Annotated in this window: 14 protein-coding genes; 11 read left to right on the top strand and 3 right to left on the bottom strand. The window is 55.3% G+C overall.

Features of this window, described 5'->3' with window-relative positions:
* Window positions 1–114: 114 nt before the first annotated feature.
* From MHH78_RS28875 to MHH78_RS28860, 4 genes are all read left to right on the top strand, one after another.
* The gene (locus MHH78_RS28875; RefSeq protein WP_341169680.1) at window positions 115–1,404 is read left to right on the top strand and encodes a DUF1963 domain-containing protein; all 1,290 of its coding nucleotides are present in this window, start codon (window positions 115–117) and stop codon (window positions 1,402–1,404) included.
* A gap of 78 nt (window positions 1,405–1,482) precedes the next feature.
* On the top strand, window positions 1,483–2,916 hold the full coding sequence (locus tag MHH78_RS28870) for a PAS domain S-box protein (protein ID WP_341169679.1): 1,434 nt from the start codon (window positions 1,483–1,485) through the stop codon (window positions 2,914–2,916).
* 180 nt (window positions 2,917–3,096) lie between these two features.
* A complete protein-coding gene (locus tag MHH78_RS28865; RefSeq protein ID WP_341169678.1) occupies window positions 3,097–4,326 on the top strand; it encodes an ATP-binding protein in 1,230 nt (409 codons plus the stop codon).
* A 4-nt stretch (window positions 4,327–4,330) separates the two neighbouring features.
* Window positions 4,331–10,039, top strand: a complete 5,709-nt coding sequence (locus MHH78_RS28860; RefSeq protein WP_341169677.1) for a HAMP domain-containing protein — start codon at window positions 4,331–4,333, stop codon at window positions 10,037–10,039.
* A 117-nt stretch (window positions 10,040–10,156) separates the two neighbouring features.
* On the opposite strand, the gene MHH78_RS28855 is transcribed toward MHH78_RS28860, so the two are convergent.
* The gene (locus MHH78_RS28855; RefSeq protein ID WP_341170401.1) at window positions 10,157–11,194 is read right to left on the bottom strand and encodes a LacI family DNA-binding transcriptional regulator; all 1,038 of its coding nucleotides are present in this window, start codon (window positions 11,192–11,194) and stop codon (window positions 10,157–10,159) included.
* Between the two features lie 320 nt (window positions 11,195–11,514).
* Here MHH78_RS28855 and MHH78_RS28850 point away from each other — a divergent pair, with 320 nt between their 5' ends.
* The 4 genes from MHH78_RS28850 to MHH78_RS28835 all read left to right on the top strand — a co-directional run bounded on the left by MHH78_RS28850 (window position 11,515) and on the right by MHH78_RS28835 (window position 16,602).
* Entirely contained in the window at window positions 11,515–13,047 is a 1,533-nt protein-coding gene (locus tag MHH78_RS28850; RefSeq protein WP_341169676.1) for a DUF5605 domain-containing protein, read from the top strand.
* A gap of 1 nt (window position 13,048) precedes the next feature.
* The gene (locus tag MHH78_RS28845; protein ID WP_341169675.1) at window positions 13,049–14,086 is read left to right on the top strand and encodes a Gfo/Idh/MocA family protein; all 1,038 of its coding nucleotides are present in this window, start codon (window positions 13,049–13,051) and stop codon (window positions 14,084–14,086) included.
* 179 nt (window positions 14,087–14,265) lie between these two features.
* Window positions 14,266–14,931 carry a serine/threonine protein kinase gene (locus MHH78_RS28840; protein WP_341169674.1) on the top strand — a complete coding sequence of 222 codons (666 nt, stop codon included), beginning with the start codon at window positions 14,266–14,268 and terminating at the stop codon, window positions 14,929–14,931.
* Window positions 14,932–15,078: 147 nt separating this feature from the next.
* Window positions 15,079–16,602: a glycoside hydrolase family 43 protein gene (locus tag MHH78_RS28835; RefSeq protein ID WP_341169673.1), complete on the top strand. Its 1,524-nt coding sequence runs from the start codon at window positions 15,079–15,081 to the stop codon at window positions 16,600–16,602.
* A gap of 75 nt (window positions 16,603–16,677) precedes the next feature.
* Here the strand turns inward: MHH78_RS28835 and MHH78_RS28830 are convergent, their stop codons facing one another.
* The gene (locus MHH78_RS28830; protein ID WP_341169672.1) at window positions 16,678–17,538 is read right to left on the bottom strand and encodes a helix-turn-helix domain-containing protein; all 861 of its coding nucleotides are present in this window, start codon (window positions 17,536–17,538) and stop codon (window positions 16,678–16,680) included.
* A gap of 129 nt (window positions 17,539–17,667) precedes the next feature.
* Between MHH78_RS28830 and MHH78_RS28825 the strand changes: the two genes are divergently transcribed.
* Window positions 17,668–19,383 (top strand): ABC transporter substrate-binding protein, encoded by a 1,716-nt coding sequence (locus MHH78_RS28825; RefSeq protein WP_341169671.1) that lies wholly within the window; start codon window positions 17,668–17,670, stop codon window positions 19,381–19,383.
* A gap of 105 nt (window positions 19,384–19,488) precedes the next feature.
* Here the strand turns inward: MHH78_RS28825 and MHH78_RS28820 are convergent, their stop codons facing one another.
* Entirely contained in the window at window positions 19,489–20,385 is an 897-nt protein-coding gene (locus MHH78_RS28820) for a helix-turn-helix domain-containing protein (RefSeq protein ID WP_341169670.1), read from the bottom strand.
* 142 nt (window positions 20,386–20,527) lie between these two features.
* Between MHH78_RS28820 and MHH78_RS28815 the strand changes: the two genes are divergently transcribed.
* Window positions 20,528–24,106 (top strand): DUF5107 domain-containing protein, encoded by a 3,579-nt coding sequence (locus tag MHH78_RS28815; RefSeq protein ID WP_341169669.1) that lies wholly within the window; start codon window positions 20,528–20,530, stop codon window positions 24,104–24,106.
* Window positions 24,079–25,815, top strand: coding sequence for a glycoside hydrolase family 2 protein (locus MHH78_RS28810; protein ID WP_341169668.1), 1,737 nt, complete (start codon window positions 24,079–24,081; stop codon window positions 25,813–25,815). Before MHH78_RS28815 ends, MHH78_RS28810 begins: the two co-directional genes overlap by 28 nt.
* Window positions 25,816–25,865: the final 50 nt, after the last annotated feature.

Raw genomic sequence — 25,865 nt, 5'->3', positions numbered from 1 at the left:
GCGAACAGTCAAGGGCCAGGGCGGAATCCGTCTGCTGGCATCCCGGAAGTCCGCTATCTTATAATGTTAATAAAATCATAGTCTGCGTACTGATCACGAAGGGAGAGAGAACATATGAGCGAACGTCTGCCTTGTCAGACCCCGGGCTGCACGGGAAGCATTCTTCCTGCAACCGCACTGAAGACCGGAGGAATCTGTATGCCCTGCTACCAGCGGAAGCTTGTAGAGGAGAGACAGGCTTACATTGAACAGAACCGCAAAGAGGTGAACAGGTATGCGGGTATCCATGATCCGGTTGAAATTCTCACCATTATGCACAGCCCTCGGAAGCCTGACCCGCTGATCAAGGAAGTTCCTTACCCCCGGACTGCACAGGAGCTGTATCATGATCTGACAGAGGAAGAGAGAGAACGGATGGAGAGCTATGCCGTTCATTTATTGGAAGAAGAGGATATAGACCAGGCGGAGATGGTTCTGGTGTCCCTCCTCTGCTTCACGGATACACGGCTTGGGCCGGGTCTGGAAATGCTGCTCGGCACAGGGAATTATGCGCCCGCGATCCTCTTCAAGGGTGCTGACGCGCAGGTCAGGAACCGGCTCATAGCTCAGGTGGAGTCCGATCCGGCTAAACGTAATCTGCTGCTGCTGGCGCTGGCCTGGATTGGCGATGAAGAGGTGGTCAGGCTGTTCGCGGCATGGCGGCAGTCCCTGCCGGAGTGGGCGTCAGCGTTATATATAGCTCCCGAGATGTATGCCCGTGAAGCGGGCTGGGAGCTGGATGCCGGAGGCGGCAAAAGGCAGCTGTATCATCCTGAATGTTACCCCTTCCTGGTAAGCAGGGAAGACACTCTGGAAGCGCCCGGTGCTCCGGCGGCTGTTCAAATGCTCCAGACAGGAACGCACGCCTGTCCTTGGTGCGGAGGTGCGCTAACCGTTTTATTTGATTACGATTTGCAGCATCCGCAGGTTAGGTTCATGGAGCTTCCCGGCAAGCGACTAAGAATTGCAGCCTGTATGCACTGCAACTGTTATGGCACTGTATATATGAAGGCTGATCTTGAGGGCGGGTATGCATGGAGTGAATATAATGTTGTTCCTGGATATCTGCCTGACAATACTGGAGGAGCATTGGCGTTCAACACGTGGCATGTCATGCAGCTGTCGGAACAGCCGGCAGGTACTTATGAGAGTGCATACTGGGTTCTGGAGGCACCGGCCTCGCAGATCGGAGGTCATCCGGCCTGGATTCAGGATGCGGACTATCCGGCCTGTCCCTGCTGCGCACAGACGATGACTTTTGCGGCGCAGGCGGATATGGGCCAGGTGGCGGAGGACGAGGGAATTTATTATGCTTTTCTGTGCCGGGAGTGCCTGATTACAGCGGTGAATTACCAGCAGACATGAGCCTGCTTTTGTCACAGATAAGTTACGGGTAAAGTGCTACCATGGAATGAAAAATAAACTGGCTGCGGGAGCTGATATATGAGTCGTTTCTCAGTTCATCAGATGATGCATTATTCACTGTATTCTTTTGCCGAGCACAGCCCGGACCCGATTTACATTCTGGGTATGGACAAAAAAGTGAGTTACGCCAATTCCAAATTCGTGGAGCTGTACGGCTGGTCAACAGAGGAATTGAACCTCCATGATTTCCCCCATGTTCCCCCGGAGCTCAGGGGCGAGCTTAACCAGATGTATAATTTCATCGATCGGGGGATGCCTCTGTTTGCCCTCGATACCTTCCGGATTAAGCGGAACGGAGAGCTGATCAGTGTCAAGATAACCATATCCCCTGTAAAAGATCCGGAAGGACGCATTACAGCATATGTATGTGTACTACGGGATGTAACGGAGATCAAGTTCTCAGAGCTGAAATATTACAAGCTGTTTAATGAAGCGAACGATCCCATTTTCATTTATGAGCAGGATGAGGAGGGCAAGCCTTCGAAGTTCCTGGATGTGAACGAAGCGGGCTGCCGGATGCTGGGCTACACACGCCATGAGCTGCTGGACAAGACCCCGCGCTCTATTGCCGCAGAAGCTCTGGTGCCGGAGGTGAATAAGATGTTCGGGTCCATTCTTAGCGGAGAAGGAATGTTCGTCGAATGGGTTGAGGTTACGAAGGATGGAAGGGAAATTCCGGTGGAGATCAGTGCGAAGCCGTTCAGGCTGAATGGCCGCCAACTGGTAATCTCGATTACCCGCGATATGACCGAACGAAAAAAAACGGAAGAGTTCCTGAGGTATAGCGAGAGCCTGTCCATGATCGGTGAGCTGTCCGCAGGCATTGCCCATGAAATCCGCAATCCATTGACCAGCATCCGCGGGTTCGTCCAGCTGCTGTATTCCCGCTCCAAGATGAACAGGGAGCTGCACGAGATCATCCTGTCAGAGGTGGACCGGATTAATTCAATCATCAGCGAGCTGCTGCTGCTGGGCAAGGAAATGCCGTCCGAGCTGGCAGACTGTAACCTGGTCCGGCTGCTCGGACAGGTGATTGTCCTGCTGAATGCGCAGGCGCATATGACAGATAACGAAATTGTCATGCACACGGATCTCGACAGCCTGCCTGTCCGGTGCGCGGTTAACAAGCTGAAGCAGGTGTTCATCAATGTGCTGAAAAATGCGATAGAAGCAAGCCCGCACGGAGCAGAAATTACGCTGGAGCTGAAACAAGAGGAGCATACAGCCATTATTCGCATCATCGACACCGGGCCGGGCATACCGGCAGAGCTTCTGCAGCAGATCGGTGCTCCGTTCTTCACGACCAAATCCGGAGGGAATGGATTAGGTGTTATGATCAGTAAGAAAATTATCCATAATCATAAGGGGACTCTACAGTTCAAAACCAACCAGCCGACGGGAACAATAGTTGAGATTACGCTGCCTTTGCTTCATGAATTACAACATACATAAGCGGTATCCAAACGGAGCAGTGAGGTCAGACCAGACCCCGCTGCTCTTTTGATTATCTGCGCTCAGGGAAAGTTCACACTAAGAATAATGGGGTTTCGTTATTTGAAATTTTGGGTATATAAGCTATATTTTCGAAATATAAACGCAAGGCATGCTACAAGCTGGAAAGTGAGGGTTCTCATGGATTTTCCGGTCAACATCCTGCTCGTAGACGATCATCCCGAGAATCTGCTTGCCCTTGAGGCCGTTCTCCGCGGAGAGCCTTACCGGTTGTTTCGGGCCTATTCCGGGATTGAAGCTTTACGCTGTCTGCTGGAGGAGGAATTCGCCGTCATTGTGATGGATGTGCAAATGCCGGATATGGACGGGCTGGAGACGGCGCGCCTAATCCGTACCCGGGAGAAGAATCATGTGGTGCCGATTATTTTCATGTCCGCTAACAGTACGACGATGGAGGATATCTTCGCAGGTTACTCTGTGGGTGCGATGGATTACATGACGAAGCCCTTCGTCCCGCAGCTGTTCAAGTCCAAGATTGAGGGCTATGTCAGCATGTATGAAGCGAATAAGACGCTGCAGCTCCAGAGCGAAATGCTGAAGCAGCAGGCGCGGCAGCTGGAGAAGACGAATCAGGAGCTTCGGGAAGCGAAGGAAGCGGCAGAAGTTGCCTCCAAGGTGAAATCGGAATTCCTGGCGATGATGAGTCATGAAATCCGCACGCCGCTGAACGGGATCATCGGGATGTCTGATCTGCTGCTGGCCTCTGATCTGCCGGAGGAATATAGTGAGATGGCGGGGATTATCCACACGAGCAGCAATGCCCTATTGTCGGTGATTAATCCCATTCTCGATTATTCCAAGCTGGAATCCGGGAAGCTGGTGGTGGAAGAGGCGCCGTTCTCCCTGCAAGACTGCCTGAGCGAGACGGTTGCTCTGTTCACTGCTAAGATCCGTGAGCGGAAGCTTGACATGGTAGTGGAGATTGATCCTGCTGTGCCGCCTGATCTGGTGGGAGATGTGAACCGCCTCCGCCAGGTGCTGAATAATCTCGTAGGCAATGCCGTGAAGTTCACCCATGCAGGCAGTGTATACATAATGGTTAACAAGCTGGAGGGACCGGCGGAGAAGCTTACACTTGAATTCACAATCAGAGACACAGGAATCGGGATTCCCCCGGATAAAATCGGCGAGCTGTTCCAGCCCTTCTCCCAGCTCGATGCCTCTACCACACGCAGGTTCGAAGGCACGGGGCTTGGCTTATCGATCAGCAAAGCACTGGTTGAGCTGATGGGCGGAAGCATCCGGGTCGAGCCATCGGAGGAGCCCGGGGCTACGTTTGTTTTTACAATTGTCGTTCGTGAGCATCTTGGATTGGAGCAAAAATACGTGCTGAATAAGGGGCAGGGTTGATACTATGAGCGATGACAACCAAATCAAAGAAAACCAGGGCGATGGAATAGACGCGGGTGAACTGCTGAGCGCCTTGATGGCGATGAAGAAGGGCAATTTCTCCCACCGGATGCCGTATGACCGGACGGGAATCGCCGGTAAGGTAGCGGATACGTTCAACGAGATTATGGATATTCAGGAGAGCCTGGTGAACGAGGTTCAGACGGTGGCCAGAGTGGTCGGCAAGGAAGGGAACCTGTCCAGACGGTTCGTGCAGAAGAATCTGGGCGGGTCCTGGGAGACGGTGACCGATTCCTTGAACGGACTGGTGATTGACCTGATTCAGCCGACCAGCGAGATGGTCCGGGTCATTAACGCCGTAGCCAAGGGCGATCTGTCCCAGCAGGTGGAGCTGGCGATTGAAGGACGGCCGCTTACCGGCGAGTTCCAGCGAACGGCAAGCAATATCAATAGGATGGTGAATCAGCTCAGCACGTTCGCCTCCGAAGTTACACGCGTAGCGCGTGAGGTGGGTACCGAAGGTATTTTGGGCGGACAGGCTGATGTGAAGGGGGTCTCCGGGACCTGGAAGGATCTGACCGACAGCGTCAATTATATGGCGACGAATCTTACGGATCAGGTGCGCAATATCGCGGCGGTGACCACGGCCGTAGCGAACGGCGATCTGTCGAAGCAGATTACAGTCAATGCACGGGGCGAAATCATGGAGCTGAAGAATACGATCAACACGATGGTGGACCAGCTCTCCATGTTCGCCTCTGAGGTGACCCGGGTGGCGCGTGAGGTCGGGACCGAAGGCAAGCTCGGCGGACAGGCCGATGTGAAGGATGTCTCCGGCACCTGGCGGGATTTGACCGAGAGCGTCAACTATATGGCGTCCAACCTGACGAACCAGGTGCGGAACATCGCGGTGGTGACCACGGCGGTTGCCAACGGCGATCTGTCGAAGAAGATTACCGCTGATGTGCAGGGTGAAATTCTGGAGCTGAAGAACACGATCAATATCATGGTGGATCAGTTATCGACCTTTGCTTCCGAGGTGACCCGGATGGCGCGCGAGGTCGGTACGGAAGGCATTCTTGGCGGGCAGGCCGATGTTAAGGGCGTGTCCGGGACCTGGCGGGATTTGACCGAAAGTGTCAACTATATGGCGTCCAACTTAACGAACCAGGTGCGCAATATCGCGGAAGTGACCACGGCGGTAGCCAAGGGCGACTTGTCGAAGACGATTACCGTCGACGCGAAGGGTGAGATTCTGGAGCTGAAAAGCACCATTAACATCATGGTGGATCAGCTCAGCAACTTCGCCTCCGAGGTCACGCGTGTGGCGCGCGAGGTATCTACGGAAGGAATTCTCGGCGGACAGGCCGATGTGAAGGGAGTCTCCGGGACCTGGAAGGATCTGACCGACAGCGTGAACTTCATGGCGGGGACGCTGACGGATCAGGTGCGAAATATCGCTGAAGTGACGACTGCTGTGGCGAAGGGGGATCTGTCGAAGCAGATTACGGTGAATGCGACCGGCGAGATTCTGGAGCTGAAGAACACCATTAACACCATGGTGGAGCAGCTGTCGATCTTCGCCTCTGAGGTGACGCGCGTGGCGCGCGAGGTCGGCACTGAAGGGATGCTGGGCGGACAGGCGCAGGTGAAGGGCGTAGCCGGGACCTGGCGCGATTTGACCGAGAGCGTGAACTATATGGCGTCCAACCTGACGAATCAGGTGCGCAACATCGCGGTCGTAACGACAGCGGTGGCGAACGGGGACCTGTCCAAGAAAATCACTGCGGATGTGCAAGGCGAAATTCTGGAGCTGAAGAACACGATCAATACGATGGTGGACCAGCTCTCCATGTTCTCCTCCGAGGTAACGCGTGTAGCGCGCGAGGTCGGTACAGACGGCAAGCTCGGCGGCCAGGCGCAGGTGAAGGGAGTCGGCGGCACCTGGAAGGACTTGACCGAAGGCGTAAATAACATGGCCCGCAATCTGACGGACCAGGTGCGCAATATTGCAGATGTGACCACGGCGGTAGCCAAGGGCGACCTGTCCAAGAAGATCACCGTAGACGTCAAGGGCGAGATTCTGGAGCTGAAAAATACGATTAACACGATGGTGGACCAGCTCTCCATCTTCGCCTCCGAGGTGACGCGTGTAGCGCGCGAGGTGGGCACGGACGGCAAGCTGGGCGCGCAGGCCGAGGTGAAGGATGTGTCCGGCACCTGGAAGGATCTGACCGATACGGTGAACTTCATGGCGAGCAACCTGACGATTCAGATGCGCAACATTGCCGGTGTAACCACGGCGGTAGCGAACGGGGATCTGTCCAAGAAGATTACGGTGGATGTCAAAGGCGAATTGCTTGAGCTGAAGAACACGATCAATACGATGGTGGATCAGCTGAATTCGTTCGCCTCCGAGGTAACGCGTGTAGCGAGCGAGGTCGGCACGGACGGGAAGCTGGGCGGACAGGCCCAGGTGCGCGGTGTCGGGGGCATCTGGAAGGATCTGACCGACAACGTGAATATTATGGCCACCAATCTGACCGATCAGGTGCGCGGCATCGCCAAGGTCGTGACGGCGGTGGCGAACGGGAACCTGAAGCAGAAGCTGACGGTGGAGGCCAAGGGCGAAATTGCCGAGCTGACGGATACGATCAATAACATGATCGAGACGCTGGCCACCTTCGCTGATCAGGTCACTACCGTGGCCCGCGAGGTTGGAGCCGAAGGGAAGCTGGGCGGTCAGGCCAGTGTGCCGGGGGCCGCGGGTACCTGGCGTGATCTGACGGACAACGTCAATTACATGGCGAGTACGCTGACCACACAGGTGCGGGCCATCACCAATGTGGCTACCGCAGTGACTAACGGCGATCTGTCACGGGCGATTGATGTGTCCGCCTCCGGAGAGGTTGCCACGCTCAAGGATAACATCAACGAGATGATCCGTAATCTGAAGGAGACGACCCGCATCAACACCGAGCAGGACTGGCTGAAGACCAATCTGGCCAAGTTCTCGCGGATGCTCCAGGGGCAGCGCGATCTGTATGCAGTCAGCCGGATGATCCTGTCCGAGCTGGCTCCGCTGGTATCGATGCAGCATGGCGTCTTCTACATTAATGAACCCTCCGGCGGGGAAGCGGTGCTGAAGCTGTTCGCCAGCTATGCCTATCAGAACCGCAAGCATCTGGCGAATGAATTCCGGGCGGGGCAGGGGCTGGTCGGCCAGTGCCTGATTGAGAAGCAGCGGATTCTGCTGACCAACGTACCGGGTGACTATGTGATGATCTCCTCGGCACTGGGAGAAGCGACGCCGCTTAATATCATTCTGCTGCCGATCATCTTCGAGGATCAGGTGCTGGCGATTCTGGAGCTGGCGACCTTCCGGCCTTATAGCGATATCGACATCGCCTTCCTGGATCAGCTTACGGAATCCATCGGCAGTGTAATTAACACGATGCAGGCGAACCAGCGTACGGAGGAGCTGCTGATCCAGTCCCAGTCGCTCACCGAGGAGCTGCAGAAGCAGCAGCTGGAGCTGCGGAGCACGAATGACGAGCTGGAGGATAAGGCGAAGCTGCTCGTACTCCAGAAGGCGGAGGTGGAGAGCAAGAACCATGAGGTGGAGGTGGCCAAGCGTTACCTGGAGGAGAAGGCGGAGCAGCTTGCCCTGACCTCCAAGTACAAATCCGAATTCCTGGCCAACATGTCCCATGAGCTGCGCACGCCGCTGAATTCCTTGCTGCTCCTGGCAGAACAGCTGGCCGAGAATCCGGATGAGAATCTGCATGAGCTGCAGGTGAAGTTCGCGAAGACCATTCAGGATTCCGGGCTTGAACTGCTGAACCTGATTAATGATATCCTCGATCTGTCCAAAATCGAATCCGGTACGATCACGCCGGATTTCAGCGAAGTCTCGCTGGCGGAGCTGACGGACGGGCTGGACCGTTCTTTCCGCCATATGGTGGATGCCAAGAAGCTCGACTACCGGATCAAGATTGATCCCGGTGTACCGGCCAGCATCGCTACGGATTCCAAGCGTCTGCTGCAAATCCTGAAGAACCTGCTGTCGAACGCCTTCAAATTCACCGAGCAGGGGCAGATTATGCTGCAGATCCGCAAAGCGGCTGACGGGTGGCACCCGGATAAGGAATCGCTTGAGCGGGCGGCAACGGTCATCTGCTTCTCGGTAAGTGATACGGGAATCGGCATTCCGGCGGAGAAGCAGCAGATTATCTTTGAAGCGTTCCAGCAGGCGGACGGCAGTACGAACCGGGAATACGGCGGAACGGGTCTCGGGCTGGCCATCTCCCGCGAGATCGCCGAGATGCTCGGCGGAGAGATTAGCCTGTACAGCGAAGTGGGCAAGGGAAGCGTATTTAACCTGTACCTGCCGACAGATGCGGAATTCACTGAACCGGAGCCTCCGAAGGCTCATGTTCCGGAGGTCATAGACATTACCCCGGCCAAACGCAGAAGCAGCCTTGTCAAGCCGGAAGAGGAGCCCTTCGCGGATGACCGCGATGGGATTGAACCGGGAGACCGGGTGTTCCTGATCGTTGAGGATGACCAGAAGTTCAACGAGATCATTCTGGGGATGCTCCACAAAAAAGGAATCAAAGCGGTTATCGCCACCAGCGGCTGGGATGTGCTGGAGCTGGTTCAGAAGTACCAGCCGTCGGCCATCACGCTGGATCTGCATCTTGGCGGAGATACGGACGGCTGGCTGGTGCTTCAGCAGCTCAAGAACGATATCGGAGTGCGGCATATTCCGGTCTGCGTAATGACCGTGGATGAAGACGAGGTGCAGCTGCTGCAGAAGGGGGCTTACGACTACTTCCGCAAGCCCGTGACCAATGAGGAGCTGGAGAATGCGCTGGACCGGCTGAACCGGTTCGCGGATCACACCACGGCTAATCTGCTGGTCGCCGTCCAGGATGAACAGGAGCGCAAGCATATAGCCGAGCTGCTGGACAATCCTGATCTTACACTCACCGCCGTAGAGACCGGGCGCAAAGCCTTGAACCAGTTGAACAGCAAGACGTTCGATGCGATCGTGCTGGACAGCAGCCTGGCAGACATGAATCTGATCCGCTTCCTCCGGGAGATGTACAAGAACGCCAGGAACAAAAGAATCCCCGTGCTGGTGCAGATGAACCGGAAGCTGACGCCGGAGGAAGAAACCGAATGGGATGAGCTGGCCAAGATGGCGGTGCTCAAAGAGGTGAAATCGGATGCCCAGCTGATTGATGAATCCACCCTCGCCCTGCACCGCAAGGCAGAGGATCTGCCGCCGCTCTCCAGAGACAAGCTGGTGAAGCTGTATCAATCGGATGAGATGATCGAGTATAAAAAGGTGCTTGTCGTGGATGATGATATCCGCAACATCTTTGCGCTTACCTCCATTCTGGAGCGCCATCAGATGAAGGTGATCCCTGCGGAGAACGGCCAGGATGCGATCACGCTGCTGGAGCAGACGCCGGATATCGGAATTGTCCTGATGGACATCATGATGCCGGGAATGGACGGCTATGAGACAACCCGGGCGATCCGGGAGAAGCCGAAATGGAGGGACCTCCCGATACTTGCGCTTACAGCCAAGGCGATGAAGGGAGACCGGGAGCTGTGCCTGGAAGCAGGCTGCTCGGATTATATTACCAAGCCGGTGAACAGCGGACAGCTGTTATCGATGATGCGTACCTGGCTGGACGAATAGAGCAAGAAGATTAGGACCCATGCTATACAGACAGGAACAGGAGCCAACCCCTTAGCCGCGATGATGCGGTTAGGGCTGGCTCCTGTTTTTTTACAAATAGGCTGTGAGTGTAGCTTATTAATCCGCAGAGGGTTCGAGCCGCCGGCAGGAAGCTCTCTCGATCAAGAGGGTGTCGACTTTGACCTTGGTGCTGACTGCGGGCTGCCGGTGAAGAGAAGCGGTGAACAGATCCACTGCCCATGCGGCCATCCGTTCTTTCTCTACATGAACCGTGGTCAGCTCCGGGGCTACAATCTGCGATTCATTGATATTATCGAAGCCGATGACGGATACATCCTCCGGGACGGAGAAGCCCAGCTCGCCAAGCGCCTTAATCGCGCTGATGGCGATGTAGTCACATTCACAGAAGAAGGCGGTGGGAAAAGGCTGGCCGCTGTCCCTGAGCTGCTGCAGCTTGTCCCGTAACGGTCCCTGGGAGGAAAATAAAGTCGGCGGCACCGCCAGCAGGCTGCTCCGGGGAATCTCCACCCGCGCCTCCGCCATGGCGTCCATGAACCCGCGCTGCCGTTCCCCGAAGTTATGAATCCGCTCCTCGGATGCGATATAACCGATTCTCCGGTGCCCGTGGCCGGTCAGATAGGTGCCTGCCTGATAAGCCCCCATATAATTATTGATCTCGACAAAATGGACAGGCAGCGCATCGAAGCAGGTGTCCAGCACGATCAAGCCGGGCAGCTTGTCCGCAATATCGGCTATTCTGGCCGCATCCAGGCTGGTCCCGAGCAGAATCACGCCGCTGGTGGGCTCCTCCATCACGGATTGAATGCCCTGCTCATAGTGCTTTTCTTCAATCGCGGAGAACATCAGACTGTAGCCCCCCATCCGGCAGCGCTCCTCGATATGATGAATCAGCTCCCGGAAGAAGGGCTGCTGATAGTACTCCTGATGGACCAGTCCGGCATTGGTGAACACCAGGAACCGCAGGGTGGTGGGGTTCGCCTCAGCGGCCGCCGCTTTTCCCCTGCCGGTATATCCGTAGGTCTCCGCCAGGCGCAGGATTCGCCCGCGTGTCTCCGGTCCGACCCCCGGCTTCCCGTTCAGCGCCAGCGAGACGGCCCCTTTGGAGACCCCGGCCAGCCGGGCAAGCTCCTCCATATTCAATGACAAGACCTCCATTCAGCATCGTAGCTTAAGTATGTTTAGTGTAAGGGAAGGCGCTAATTTTAGCAATGAAGCGTAATTTGTATTTTTGTTTACTTATGTTTAGTGAATTTGGCATATAATCGAGGTTAATATAATAGTTGAATAAGCTGGTTTTTAGCTTGGATAAGAACATTGACGATGGCATGAAGGTGTTGTAGGATTGCTTTATAATAATGAATTTATAGTTAATGATATTAGTTTTGTTTAGTTATTGTTTAGTTCGGATTTGCTAAGGGTATATCTCAGGATTCATACAGAAGGGAGCAGGACTAATGGCTAATCGGGAGGAAGCAGGGCAGGCTGCTGCATTTCAGGGGAAGGTCTCCGTATCGGTGCCTGACCAGACTTCACAGTGGGGCGTATGTGAAATTGTACTGCAAGGAGGTCCTGCCGGGGGCAATCCGTTTACGGAGGTAGCGCTGCAGGCGGAATTTTCGATGGGAGAACGTTCGGTTCTTGTTCTGGGCTTCTATGATGGGGAAGGGGTATACCGCATCCGCTTCATGCCGGAACATCAGGGGAAATGGGCGTTCCGGACCAGCAGTAATGAGCCTGTGCTGCATGAGCTTGAAGGGGAACTGGAATGCACGGCTGCGGCGGGCGGGAATCACGGTCCGGTCCGGGTGCGGAATACCTTTCATTTTGCCTATGCGGACGGAACGCCCTATCTTCCTGTCGGCACGACCTGCTACGCCTGGACCCATCAGGGGGACGGGATGGAGCGCCAGACACTGGATACGCTGAAAGCGTCTTCTTTTAACAAAATAAGAATGTGCGTGTTCCCGAAATCCTACTCCTATAACGAGAATGAACCGGAGTATTATCCCTATGAAGGCTCGGCCCAAGCAGGCTGGGATTACAGCCGGTTCAACCCGGCATTCTTCCGGCATTTGGAGGAGCGGATTGCAGACCTTGGGGAGCTGGGCATCGAGGCAGACCTGATTCTGTTCCACCCGTATGACCGTTGGGGCTTCGCGGATATGGGCAAGGAGGCAGATGACCGCTATCTCCGGTACCTTGTAGCCAGGCTCTCCGCGTACCGTCATGTCTGGTGGTCGCTGGCCAATGAATATGACTTCATGAGAAACAAGATGCCGGCTGATTGGGAGCGGTATGCCCACATTGTAACGTCGTATGATCCTTACGGGCACCTGATCTCTAATCATAATGGCATTGCCTTCTATGATTTCAACCAGCCCTGGGTTACGCATTGTAGCATTCAGCGTGTGGATGCTTACAAGACCTCTGAGCATACGGATGAATGGAGACGGCGCTGGAATAAGCCTGTCGTGATCGATGAATGTGCCTACGAGGGCAATGTCGAGCATGGCTGGGGAAATATTACCGGGGAAGAGATGGTCCGCCGTTTCTGGGAAGGCGCGGTCCGTGGAGGGTATGTCGGACATGGGGAAACCTATCTGCACCCGGAAGATAAGCTCTGGTGGGCCAAGGGCGGCCGGCTGTATGGCACGAGTCCTGAGCGGATTGCTTTTCTGCGCCGTGTGCTGGAGGAAGGGCCTTCAGAGGGATTGAACCCGCTCCCTTCGGAGTGGGATCTGCCCAGAGCCGGGGTAGAGGATGAATATGTTCTCTATTATTTCGGTTTTAACCGGCCGATGTTCCGCCAGTTCACGATGAACCCGGAGATCCGCTATAAGGTGGAGCTGCTGGATACCTGGAACATGACGGTGGAGGAGCTTGCGGGCAGCTATCAGGGAACCTTCAGGGTCGCTCTGCCGGGACGGACCTATATGGCGTTGAGAATGACGCGCCTGCGCGATGAGCATGACCTGGAGGCGAAGTAGGATGTGGAAGGTTGGTATAGTAGGTGCCGGGTATTGGTCGGATAAGCATTTGCAGGCATGGCAGCGTATCCCCGGCGTTCAGCTTCATGGCCTGTGTGACCTGGATTCGGACAAGCTGCGCAGGAAAGCGGAAGCATACGGGATTCCCGGGGACATGCTGTACTCCACGCTGGAAGACATGCTGACATCCGCAGACATCGATATCGTCGATATCATTACCGCGCCGGATACTCACCCTGAGCTGGTCGGACTGGCCGCCCGGGCAGGGAAGCATATCCTGTGCCAGAAGCCGTTTGCCCGCTCCATGGAGGAAGCCTGTGAGATGGTGGAAACGGCCCGTGCTGCGGGCGTCCGGCTGATGGTTACAGAGAACTGGCGCTGGCTGCAGCCGATTCAGGCCATCCGCAAGCTGCTGGATCAGGGAACGGCAGGACGGCTCCAGACGATCCGTTATATCCACACGGATTATTATTCACCGCGGTTTGCCCCGGAGCATGAGCTTCCGCAGCCGTTCTTCCGGGAGATGCCGAAGCTGCTGTTCTATGAGATGGGGGTTCACTGGTACGATACGTGGCGCTTTCTGTTCGGGGAGCCGAAACGGCTGTATGCAGAGACCCGGAAGGTCAGTCCGTATATTGCCGGAGAGGACGCCGGGCTGATCACCCTTGGCTATGAGGATTATATGGGCCTTATGGATATGAGCTGGGCCACCCGGCAGAATCTGCCCGGCCCGCTAACCCTGCCGGTGCTGCCGGACCATAAGGAGCAGTTGATTATCGAAGGTGATCAGGCAACGATCAAGCTGTACAGCAGCGGCAGGCTCAGCCTGATTGATAATAACGGGCTGGAGACGGCGATTTCAGAGGATAACGGCCTTGATTTTGAAGAGAGTCATTACCGGCTGCAGTCGCATTTCATTGAATGCCTGGACACTGGAAGGCAATTCCAGACGAGCGGCGAAGATAATCTGAAGACGCTGGAGCTTGTATTCGGGACCTACCGAAGTGCGGAGGAGCATGAGGTCATTCATTTGGCATAGCTCCCAGGGGGCGGCGTGGATGACGGGCGAGTGTACAGGTACGTTCAAATATACGAAGAGCCGGAGAGCTGTTGTCCGGTTCTTCGCCATGCTTGCCGGCAAGATTGGCTGATCGCCGGGGAATAGCGTACACTGGGTGGATAGAGTCATTACTGAACTTAAGCTGCGGGGTGAGAAGGATGGACAAGCTGCTGGAGCAGATCATGGGCGAGCTGCTGGGACAGGTTAGTATTGAGAGCGTGAATCCGCTGGAGCCGGTGAAGGTCAGCGGTGTACCAAAGCCCTGGAGTGTGCTCGGAACCGGAAATTATGCAGCTGTCTTCTGCCGGCAGGGAGCTGAGGAATTCGCAGTGAAGATCTACGCGCCGGGCAGGCCGGGCATTGAGGAAGAAGCAGAGGTATACCGCCGCCTCGGGCAGCATCCGGCCTTCTCGGAGTGCTATTATGCCGGAGCGGATTTCCTGGTTCTCAAAAGGCTGGGCGGAGTCACCTTCTACGATTCCATGCAACGCGGCATTCTCATTACCGGACAGGCTATTGAAGACGTTGACAACGCGCTTCAGTATGCAAGGTCCCGCGGGCTGCGCCCGCATGATATCCATGCCAAGAATGTGATGCTCCGGGACGGGCGGGGACTGATTGTAGATGTCTCGGATTTCCTGAAGGATGACGACTGCAGCATGTGGGAGGATTACAAGCGGCTGTATTACAGGTTGTACCGGCCCGTGGCTTCCCGCCGTTTATTTCCGGTTCCCCGCCTGATTCTGGAGACGGTCCGCAGAGGGTACCGGTTATGGCGTCGGCGGAAGCAGAGGCGGAGCGGCTTCAATCATTTGAAAAGGTAACTATATAACATCTGCACGGAACTAAGCGCGGCCATGTCTGGATTTTGCTATTCCCGTGACTTGAAAGTGAAGGTTTGGCAGAGCGATTCCATTTATAATCGATATAGAACCTAGAATTCAATTGAAAATGGACAGGAGCGCGGCTTCATGCACTATACCAATCCCATCATATCCGGTTTCCATCCCGATCCCAGCATCTGCAGGGTAGGGGATGATTATTATCTGGTGACCAGCACATTTGAATATTATCCGGGCGTCCCTGTCTTTCACAGCAGGGATCTTGTCCACTGGCGTCAGATCGGCCATTGCCTTACCACACCCAGCCAGTTGCCGCTGGAGAATTCGTGGAGCTCAGGCGGAATATTCGCGCCGACCCTCCGTTACCATAACGGCTGGTTCTATATGGTGACCACGAATGTAAGCGGGATGGGCAATTTCTTCGTCAAAACACAGCATCCTGAAGGCACCTGGTCGGAGCCTTACCTGATTGCACAGGGCGGCATTGATCCTTCCCTGTACTTCGATGAGGACGGGCGCGTATATTTCCAGTCCGCCATGGACGGCGGGCAAGGGAACGGAATCTACCAGTGCGAGATTGATATCGGGACCGGGGAAATGCTGACCGGGAGCGTGCTGATCTGGACAGGAACGGGCGGCGCTCATCCCGAGGCTCCGCATCTGTACCGGAAGAACGGCTGGTATTATCTGATGATCGCCGAAGGCGGAACGGAGTATGGACACATGGAGACCATCGCCAGAAGCCGTCAGCCTTATGGTCCGTATGCTGCTTGTCCCCATAATCCGATTCTGTCCAACCGCAGTACGGCAATCAGCATACAAGCTACAGGCCATGCCGATCTGGTTGAGGCGCAGGACGGGAGCTGGTGGGCGGTGTGCTTAGGCATCCGTCCGGTCTCCTATCCGATGGGCCATCATCTGGGCAGAGAGAGCTTCCTGGCTCCCGTAACCTGGACATCCGAGGGTTGGCCGGTTATCGGGAACGGCGGCCACATCGAGCCGGTTATGGACTCGCCGCTGCTGCCGGAAGTCCGCTGGCCGGCGAAGCCCGTAAGAGACCATTTCGATGATACCCGGCTGGGGCTGGACTGGACTTTTCTGCGTAATCCGGCAGAAGGAAGCTGGTCGCTTGAAGAACGGCCGGGCCATCTCGTTCTGCATGGCCACGAGGCTACGCTGAATGAAACCGCCGCACCTGCCTTTGCGGGCCGCCGCCTCAGCCACTTCACGGCCAATATAGCAGCAGAGCTGGATTATGAGCCGCAGCATGAAGGGGAAGAAGCCGGAATTGCAGTGTACAAGAACGAGAAGCATCATTATGAGCTGGTGATCCGCTCTGTCAGCGGGCGGAGAGCCGCCGTGTTCCGGCGGACGGTCGGTTCACTCCGGGTGGAGCAGGTGGAGGAGTGTCCTGACGGGCCGGTCATCCTGAGAATCAAGGCGCTGCCCGGCAGCATAGAAGCCTCGGTTGAGGCACCGGATTCCGGGGTGATCGAGCTGGGGGCTGGAGAGACACATTATCTCAGCACCGAAATCTCAGGAGGGTTCACCGGGGTATTCGTTGCTATGTATGCAACGTCCGTGACGGGACAGGGCGCTCCGGCAGCGTATGACTGGTTCGATTATGAGCCGCTGGATCAGCCGGCGGTATAAGGTGTGAGCAGCAGTTCCTTGGGACATGCTGCTCTTTTTTGCGTTAAGAGGCGTATGGACCTGGCTGCTGCACAACTACTGCTGATTGCGGTAGGCCTTCGGGGACTTGCCGTACGTTTTTTTGAAGAGACGGGCGAAGTAATTACTGTCATTAAATCCGCACCTATAGGAGATGTCTGTAATAGGGTGTCTGGTTTGCTTGAGCAGTGAGCATGCATGTTCCAGCCGGAGACGCTGAATATAAGCAATCGGTGTAGTCAGATAATACGCCTGGAATATCCTGTTCAAATGACGGGCGGAAATATCCGATTTGGCGGCAATGGCATCAAGAGTAACCGGTTCATGATAGTGATCCTCAATATAGGAGATCGCACTGGCGAGGTGCATCAGGCTGTTGTCCACGCCCTTCTCCTGAATGTCATAATGTCTGGACAAATACACGACCAGCTCCATGAATTTGGAGGCGAGCATGGTCTGATAGCCGTGCTGCTTCTGTTCATATTCGGTAATCATGCCGGCCACAAGCGATGAGACAGCCTCCAGGCTGACGATGGGGAGGTTCATTTTGCTTTTATAGGCGTTAATGCTGCGGTAAAAGGGTTCTAAGACAAACAGCGCCTGATAGCCGTTCAGCGTTCTTAAGTCCGGTCCGGCCAGCTTAAGCATGCCTGATTTGTACATAATGTTGCAAATTCTGAAATCATAAGGGTCCTTATAGGCATGGGGAGTGCCGCCGTTAATCACGAATACATTGCCTTTCTTGATAAAAGCCTCTTCGTCGTTGACGATATGCGCAGCATGTCCGTTCAGCACAATGACAAGCTCGGAGAAGTCTGCATGCTGATGGAGGGAGGTGTCTTCTTCGTGCCCGCCATATTGGATAAAGAAAGGAAAATGCTCGTCAGTCGTGAACCAGTTCAAATATACATTGCTCACAAAGCTCCCACCTCAGAAATACGTATTTGTCTATATAATGCTAGTCTGCGACTTGAAAATCAAGGTTATCCGCCAAAGGTGACGCTAAAATATAACTGTAAACGCATTCAACCAAAGGGGATGAGACGGATGGAAAAACAAATGCCAAGAAGATTAGGGATGGGTCTGCTGGCAAGTATGCTGCTCATTTCGGCAGGCTGCAGCAACAGCGGCAGTGCCGGAAATAACACAAAGAATACAACGAACGGAAATAACAGCGCAAATGATACAGCTCCCGTAACGTTTACCTTCTTTGGCGCCGATGCCAGTCCGAATTGGAACAGGATGGAGGATGATATCGGCAAGGAGATTGTTGCCAAAACAGGTGTTACCCTGAACGCGGAATATGATGTGGGCAGCGGAGGGGGACAGGACAAAATCTCAATGATGGCAGCCAGCGGAGAGTATCCTGATATGATCTATGCCAAGGGAGAGCTGGGCAAGCTGGTGGATGCCGAAGCCATTATCGACCTGACCGAGCTGATTGATAAATATGCTCCGAATATAAAGAAAGTCATGGATGGGAACATGAACCGGATGAAATACAGCAAGGATAATCAGGCGATCTATTCGATCCCGACGAATGTCGGCATTGATCAACAGAGCTTCGATGCGACGAACGGATTTCAGATTCAGCACCGCGTATTGAAAGAGCTTGGATATCCCGAAGTCCGGACGGTGAAGGATTTCGAGAATGTCCTCAAGGCGTATGTGGCTAAGCATCCAACGACGGACGGGCAGCCGACCATACCGCTGACCGTCAATGCTGACGGCTGGAAGATCATGATTACGGTGACCAACCAGGGCGATATCACCACCGGAGGAACCAATGACGGCGAATATTATGTGAACCCTGAGACGTACGAGACGATGCTGCATTATAAGAAGCCTGAAGAGAAGGAGTACTTCCGCTGGCTGAACCATATGTACAATGAAGGGCTGCTCGACAAGGAATCCTTTGTCCAAAAGGATGACCAGTACAAATCCAAAATCTCCAGCGGCCGGGTGCTGGGGCTTACCTCAGTGGAATGGGAGTATCAGGATGCGGAGAACGCCCTGAAGGCTGCGGGCAAAGACGAATATACGTACGCCCACTTCCCGGTTACGCTGAGTGAGGAGTACAAGGATCACGCCATGCAGTCTGTCGGAGTGGACGGCTACGGGATCAGTATCACCACGGCTTGTAAAGATCCGGTCCGAGCGATTAAATTCCTGGACTGGCTCTCCTCGGAAGAAGGCCAGGTGCTGAGAAACTGGGGGATCGAAGGCAAGCATTATAATGTGGAGAACGGGAAGCGCGTCATCCCTGCCGACATTCTGGATCAGAAGGTCAACGATGCAGCAAGTTTCACCAAAGCGACAGGGGTGGGGTTGTATTCCACGCTGGGAGTCCGCTACGGGGATGGTGTGAAGGATTCTACAGGCAATTACTATACAACGAACTTCCCGGAACAGATTCTGGCCGAATATTCGGGTGCGGAGAAAGCGAGCCTGGCTGCGTATAACGCAACAACCTGGAAAGACCTGTTCCCGGCGGAGGATGAATTCCCGGTCAAGGAATGGGGCGCGCTGTACAATATGCCGGTGCCGACAGATGGGGATTATCAGGTAATCTATCAAAAGACGCAGGATATCGTCCACAAACGGATTCCCGAAGCCATCCTCTCCAGCACAGCCGATTTCGATAAAATCTACGACGAATTCATTGCGGAGCTGAATAAAGCGGGTGCAGAGAAAATGGAGAAGGAATATACAGAGCTGGTTAAAGCGAGAGTCTCGCTGTTTACCGGGAAGGAGATTGAGTAGCAGAGCCGCTTAGCTTACGCGGCAGAGATATTCAGAGATATTCAAAAAGGGCCTTCCTGCAGCTGAGAAATTAGCCCGGAAGGCCCTTTTCGTTCCAGTACAGATTCAGCCCTTCGGGATCTTCCGGTAGCTTGAAGGAGAGAACCCCGAAATCTTCTTGAACAGCCTGGAGAAGTAATAAGGGTCGTTGATCCCTATAGCGGAGCCGATCTCCTTAATGCTGAGTTCGGTAAGATCGAGCAGATGGCCTGCCCGCTGGATTTTGAGCCGCAGGAAATACCCGATCGGGGAGACTCCGGTCTCGGCGTTGAAGATATAGATCAGATGCTGCTTCGACACGCCGACCTGCTTAGCCAGCTCAGGCAGGGTGAGGTTGCTGCCCAGCCGTCCGTTCATATACTGGATCGCCTGTTCCAGATACGTCCCGCGTTTCTTCTCCTGCGCGGACGGGCCTGCCGTAATGCCGATGCCGGAGAGCAGCTGTCTGGCCGTCTGGGCGATGTGCACATGGGTAGCCAGGGCGTAGGTCCGCTCAGCCAGCAGCTCATAGGCAGGAACGAACCATTCGATGAGCCGGGCCTTGCCGCTCGGGGCCAGTGCGAGGGGAGCACCCGACAATCCGAACAGCTTCACCAGCCGGTCCGCATGATTTCCTTTGAAATGGAACCAGTATATGCTCCATGGCTCTTCCTGCATGGCCCCGTACCGGTGCGGGGTGTGTGGAGGAATAATCACCATGTCCCCCGGCTGCATGGTCATCTGCTCTCCATGATTCATCTCCACCCAGCCCTCCCCCGCTTCACACAAGATCAAGATATGGGACGGGCTGCCTTCCAGGCGTTCCCTGAAATGATAACGGGCATTCGGGAAATAACCAATGTCCGTGATGAACAAGGAGGCGGTCAGCTCCTCCTGCTCCAATTCCTTCATCCAGTACTCCGGCAGCACATACAGCTTCTCCTCCACAAACCCTTCCGGCTTGCGGATATTGCCATCATTCATGCCGCTTCCCCCTAACAGATAGTAGGTTAACAAGCTTACACAGAATAAGAATATAATCCATCACTTCCCGCATTTCGTCAATTGGAAACTCCCCGGCCAGCGGCTAGAGTAGAACTATCAAGTTAAGGGAGGCAGTGAAGGCATGAAGCAGGCAGGTAGCAGTAAGATGCCGGAGGCAGCCGGGGGTAACGCTGACTACGGTGGCAATGGGGACAATGCGGATAATGTGGACAATGTGGACAATACGTACAATGCGGGCAACGCAGACAACAGGGACAATCCGGACAGCGCGGACCGGGTACAGGTACGGGAGACCAGTGTGATCATACCAACCTATGAGGCGGGCGCCGCTGATCCGAACCCCATGTTTCTGGAGAAAAGAGTCTATCAGGGAAGCTCAGGGCGTGTATACCCGCATCCCGTGATTGAGAGCATCTCGGATGTGAAGCAGGATAGACCGTACAAGCTGATTACTCTGGAGAACGAATATCTGCGGATAGAGATCCTGCCGGAGCTTGGAGGACGGATCTACCGGGCGCTCGACAAGACGAATCATTATGATTTTGTCTATTATAACCGCGTCATCAAGCCTGCGCTGGTCGGTCTTGCAGGTCCCTGGATCTCCGGGGGCATTGAGTTCAACTGGCCGCAGCATCACCGCCCGAATACGTTCGGCCCTGTTGACTATAAGCTTGAGGCTGCTGCGGATGGAAGCGCTGCCGTATGGGTGAGCGAGATTGACCGGATGTACGGGACGAAGGTTACGGCTGCGTTCAGACTCTATCCCGGGAGAGCCTATCTGGAGGTCCATGCGCAGTGTTATAACCGGACGCCGCAGGCGCAGACCTTCCTCTGGTGGGCCAACCCGGCGGTTGCGGTGAATGATCAGACGCAGTCTGTTTTTCCCCCTGATGTCACAGCCGTCTTCGATCATGGCAAAAGGGATGTATCGCGGTTCCCTATTGCTACCGGTACCTACTACAAACAGGATTATTCGGAAGGCGTGGACATCTCCCGCTATAAGAATATTCCGGTTCCGACCTCCTATATGGCCTATAAGTCGGATTATAATTTCGTCGGCGGATATGATCACGGCGTCCAGGCGGGACTGCTGCATGTGGCTGATCATCATATCTCACCAGGGAAGAAGCAATGGACCTGGGGGAACGGGGAGTTCGGGCAGGCCTGGGACCGCCAGCTGACCGATGAAGACGGACCTTATATTGAACTCATGACAGGCGTGTACACCGATAATCAGCCTGACTTCACCTGGCTGCAGCCGTATGAGGAGAAGAGCTTCACCCAGTATTTCATGCCGTATAAGGGCATCGGTCTGGTGAAAAATGCCTCGGTAGACGCTGCGGTCAATCTGGAGGCGGATGCAGTATCGGCTCAGGCGGTGGTGAAGGTATACGTGACCTCACGGCAGGAGCAGGCCGTGATCAGCTTAAGCGGAGCCGCAGGCGAATATCTGCGGGAGACTGCAGATCTGTCTCCCGCAGAGGCTATAGAGCGTACGGTTATGCTGAACCATGGAGAGCAGGAGCATGACCTCAAGCTGACGGTTCATAGCGGGGAGGGCAGGCTGCTGGTCGCCTATCAGCCGAAGCGGCCGGAGATTGAGCGCATCCCTGGAGCGGCGAAGCCGCTGGCAGTGCCGGAAGAGCTGCGCTCAGCAGAGGAGCTGTACCTGGCAGGCCTGCATCTGGAGCAGTACCGGCATGCCACCTTTGAGCCGGAGGCCTATTATATGGAAGGGCTTAAGCGGGACAGCGGGGATATCCGGCTGAATGTAGCATATGGAACGCTGCTGCTCCGCCGCGGGCAATACGCGCAGAGTGAGCCGTTGTTCCGCCGCGCCATTGAACGTCTAACCTCGCGTAATCCTAACCCGTATGACAGCGAAGCCTATTATCAGCTGGGGGTTGCTCTGCGCGGCCAGAACCGCTTGGATGAGGCTTTTGCCGCTTATTACAAAGCGGTATGGTCGGCAGCCTGGCAGGCTGCGGGGTATTTCTCGCTCGCTCAGATAGCCTGCCAGCAAGGCCGTTATGCCGAAGCGCTGGAGCTGGCGGAGCGTTCGCTGACCCGCAATACGCGTAATTATAAGGCAAGGAATCTCCAGTCTGCTCTGCTGCGCAGGCTTGGCCGGCTGCAGCAGGGGAGGAGATTCGCCAGTGAGACTGTGCAGCTTGATCCTGCTGATTTTGGCGCATACAACGAACTGGCCCTGGCCCTTGCAGCACTGGAGGACCCTGCTGCGGCAGAAGAGGCGCTGACAGAATTAGAACGTCTTATGCGTGGTGACGCACACAACTACCTTAATCTTATGGCGGATTATATGGACTGCGGGCTGTATGCGGAAGCTCTTGCTGTAGGGCGGAGGGCAGTCAAATGCGGAACACCCGAATCTGAAATCGACACCGACACCGACTCCGACTCCGTCTACCCGATGCTGCATTATGCCCTTGGCGAATGTTATGAGCGTACGGGACAAGATGAGCAGGCACGGGAGGCCCGCCGCCAGGGGCAAGCAGCCTCCCCGCTGCACTGCTTTCCGAACACCCTGTCCGAGCTTGAATGGCTGTTAAGCGCTATCCGGGCGAATCCCCTGGATGATAAGGCCTATTACTATCTCGGCAATCTCTATTATGACAAGAAGCGGCCGGAGGAAGCGGCGGCAAGCTGGGAACGTTCACGTGATCTGAGAGGGGATTTCGCCATCGTTCACCGCAATCTGGCTCTGACCTATTACAATAAGCAGAGTAATCCGCAGGCAGCATTAGCTTCGCTGGAGCAGGCATTTGCCTGTGCGCCGCAGGATGCGCGGATTCTGTATGAGCTGGATCAGCTGCGCAAGAAGCTGGCCTGGTCCACGGAGGAACGCCTTCAGATTCTGCAAGAGCGGCGGGAGCTGGTCGGGAAGCGGGATGATCTGTATGTGGAATATGTGACCCTTCTTAACAATCTTGGACGCTATCAGGATGCTATTGCTTCACTGTCTCAGCGTAATTTCCATCCTTGGGAAGGAGGAGAGGGTAAGGTGACCGGACAATATAAATTCGCTCATACCGAGCTCGGCAAGCAGGCACTGCAAGAGGGCAACTATAAGTCAGCAGCTGAGCACTTGGAGCAAGCGCTGGTCTATCCGCTGAATCTGGGCGAAGGCAGGCTGGAAGGCGCCCAGGAGAATAATATCTATTATTATTTGGGCGTAGCCTATGAAGGTCTTCAGCGGGAACAAGAAGCCGTCGCCAGCTACACCATAGCTTCACAAGGACTGGCCGAGCCGGCAAGTGCGATGTTCTACAATGACCAGCCGCCGGAGATGATCTACTACCAGGGGCTGGCCTGGTTGAAGCTCCGTAACGGGAAGGAGGCCAAGCGCCGCTTCAATATATTGATCGATTATGCCGAGCGTCATCTTTTCGATGATATCAAGCTGGACTATTTCGCCGTATCGCTGCCGGATTTCCTGGTGTTTGAGGATGACCTCAACCGGCGAAATGTCATACATTGCCGCTACATGCGGGGGCTCGGGCTTCTCGGGCTGGGCCGGCATGAAGCAGCGGTAGCGGAGCTTGATTCCGCTCTTGCCCTGGACCCCAATCATCAGGGAGCCGGAGTTCACAGACGGATGGCCGATCATGCCTTGAACCGGGACATCTCTAAGCAGAGGGAGGACAACAGAGTATGCATACAACAGGACGGCATGATATAAGCCTGGACGAAGGCTGGTGTTTTCAGGCAGATACAGCAGGCATAGGAGAGCGAGAGGAATGGCAGATTACAGGCTTGCCTGCTCCAAGGGAGGTTGCGGTTTTGCATACCTGGAATGTGGAGGAAGGTCTGGAGGAACACCGGGGGGCCGGGTGGTATGAGTATAATCTCAGCATTCCTGAGGAGTGGAGCGGCAGCCGGTTCCGTCTGCATTTTGAAGCCGTCTATCGTGATGCGGTGGTCTGGGTCAACGGCCGCGAGGCCGGTTCGCATGTCAACTCAGGGTATACTGCCTTTGAGCTGGAGGTGACCGCGCATATTCTGCATGGCAAGGAGAACCGGATTACGGTAAAAGCGGATAATTCCCCGGCTGCTCAGGCGCTCCCGCAAGGCCGCAGCTTCGACTGGGCGGACGATGGGGGGATCATCCGGCCCGTACAGCTTATAGTAACCGGGCAAACGGCCGTCAAGCATATCTGCGTCTCCCCGGAGGTCCGGTTCGGACCAGCGGGCCAGCAGGCGTCCGGCCGGTTACTGGCAGACGTACAGCTATGCGGACCCTCTGCTTCAGCAACGATAGGGGCCTCTATTTTCAAGAATGGTACACAAATATGGGAGGATCACCGCCCCCTGCCCCCGCAATCCGGGACCTGGCAGCTTGCAGGGATGGAGTGGCTCCCGGTGGACTTATGGCATTTCGATCATCCGCATCTCTATCAGCTTCAGATCACCATCCGTGAGGGCGGACAGCTTCATGATGAGGTAACCGTCAATTTCGGGTTCCGTGAGATTGTGGTCAGAGGGCAGGAGCTATGGCTGAACCGTGAGCCGGTCCGCCTGATGGGTGTCGAATGGATGCCGGGTTCGAATCCGGCGGTTGGCATGGCCGAGAAGCGGGAGGATCTTGGCGCGATGCTGGAACGGCTCAAGGAGGCGAACGCTGTGATCACCCGTTTTCACTGGCAACAGGGGAATGAGCTGCTGGACTGGTGTGACCGCAACGGCATTCTTGTCCAGGAGGAAATTCCGCATTGGCAGCAGCCGGCGGAGCCGGATCAGCACACCTTCGCGGTAGCCTTGTCCCAGGCGAAGGAGATGATCCGCGATCATTCCCATCATCCGTGTATCTTCGCTTGGGGGATGGGGAATGAGCTGAACGGGCAGTCGGAGACCACCCTCCGGTACATGAAGCAGCTGAAGCAGGAAATCCACGCGCTGGATTCACAGCGATTGATTAACTATGTGAGCAACACGGTCCACCTTAATCCGCGTAGTGATGCTACGGGAGCCGGGGACCTGCTGATGTGGAATGACTATATCGGAACCTGGCATGGCGAGCTGGATGAGGATGAGGTCATCCGGCAGATGCTGGCCGATTACCCGGATAAGCCGGTGGTGGTGGCTGAATATGGCCTCTGCGAGCCGGTGTACGAAGGTGGAGATCCCAGAAGAACAGCGATTTTTCTGCACAAAACAGAGCTCTACCGCAAGTATCCCCAGTTTGCTGCGCTGATCTTTTTCAGTCTGAATGATTACCGCACGCAAATGGGAGAAGACGGGCAGGGGAGATGGAAGCAGCGGGTGCACGGTTCGGTGGATGTACATAACCGGGTGAAGCCTTCGTTTGCAGCCTTGCGTGAGGTGGCTTCACCGCTCCTGCTTGCAGATGCCCCTGTGCGGCGGAACGGACGGGAGCTTGAGTCACCCTGAAATGCCAGAAGGATATTCCCGGCTATGCCGTCCGGGGCTATTATGTAAGG

Source organism: Paenibacillus sp. FSL H3-0333 (assembly GCF_038002805.1).
Taxonomy (GTDB): Bacteria; Bacillota; Bacilli; order Paenibacillales; family Paenibacillaceae; genus Paenibacillus_AQ; species Paenibacillus_AQ silagei.
This window is presented reverse-complemented; position numbering and strand designations above follow the sequence as displayed.

Excerpts from the sequence above, each read along its gene's own strand:
- MHH78_RS28845 (WP_341169675.1), top strand. The coding sequence starts at position 13,049 with ATGTGGAAGGTTGGTATAGTAGGTGCCGGGTATTGGTCGGATAAGCAT.
- MHH78_RS28850 (WP_341169676.1), top strand. The coding sequence starts at position 11,515 with ATGGCTAATCGGGAGGAAGCAGGGCAGGCTGCTGCATTTCAGGGGAAG.
- MHH78_RS28825 (WP_341169671.1), top strand. The coding sequence starts at position 17,668 with ATGGAAAAACAAATGCCAAGAAGATTAGGGATGGGTCTGCTGGCAAGT.
- MHH78_RS28870 (WP_341169679.1), top strand. The coding sequence starts at position 1,483 with ATGAGTCGTTTCTCAGTTCATCAGATGATGCATTATTCACTGTATTCT.
- MHH78_RS28860 (WP_341169677.1), top strand. The coding sequence starts at position 4,331 with ATGAGCGATGACAACCAAATCAAAGAAAACCAGGGCGATGGAATAGAC.
- MHH78_RS28875 (WP_341169680.1), top strand. The coding sequence starts at position 115 with ATGAGCGAACGTCTGCCTTGTCAGACCCCGGGCTGCACGGGAAGCATT.
- MHH78_RS28840 (WP_341169674.1), top strand. The coding sequence starts at position 14,266 with ATGGACAAGCTGCTGGAGCAGATCATGGGCGAGCTGCTGGGACAGGTT.
- MHH78_RS28810 (WP_341169668.1), top strand. The coding sequence starts at position 24,079 with ATGCATACAACAGGACGGCATGATATAAGCCTGGACGAAGGCTGGTGT.
- MHH78_RS28855 (WP_341170401.1), bottom strand. The coding sequence starts at position 11,194 with ATGGAGGAGCTTGCCCGGCTGGCCGGGGTCTCCAAAGGGGCCGTCTCG.
- MHH78_RS28820 (WP_341169670.1), bottom strand. The coding sequence starts at position 20,385 with ATGAATGATGGCAATATCCGCAAGCCGGAAGGGTTTGTGGAGGAGAAG.
- MHH78_RS28815 (WP_341169669.1), top strand. The coding sequence starts at position 20,528 with ATGAAGCAGGCAGGTAGCAGTAAGATGCCGGAGGCAGCCGGGGGTAAC.
- MHH78_RS28865 (WP_341169678.1), top strand. The coding sequence starts at position 3,097 with ATGGATTTTCCGGTCAACATCCTGCTCGTAGACGATCATCCCGAGAAT.
- MHH78_RS28835 (WP_341169673.1), top strand. The coding sequence starts at position 15,079 with ATGCACTATACCAATCCCATCATATCCGGTTTCCATCCCGATCCCAGC.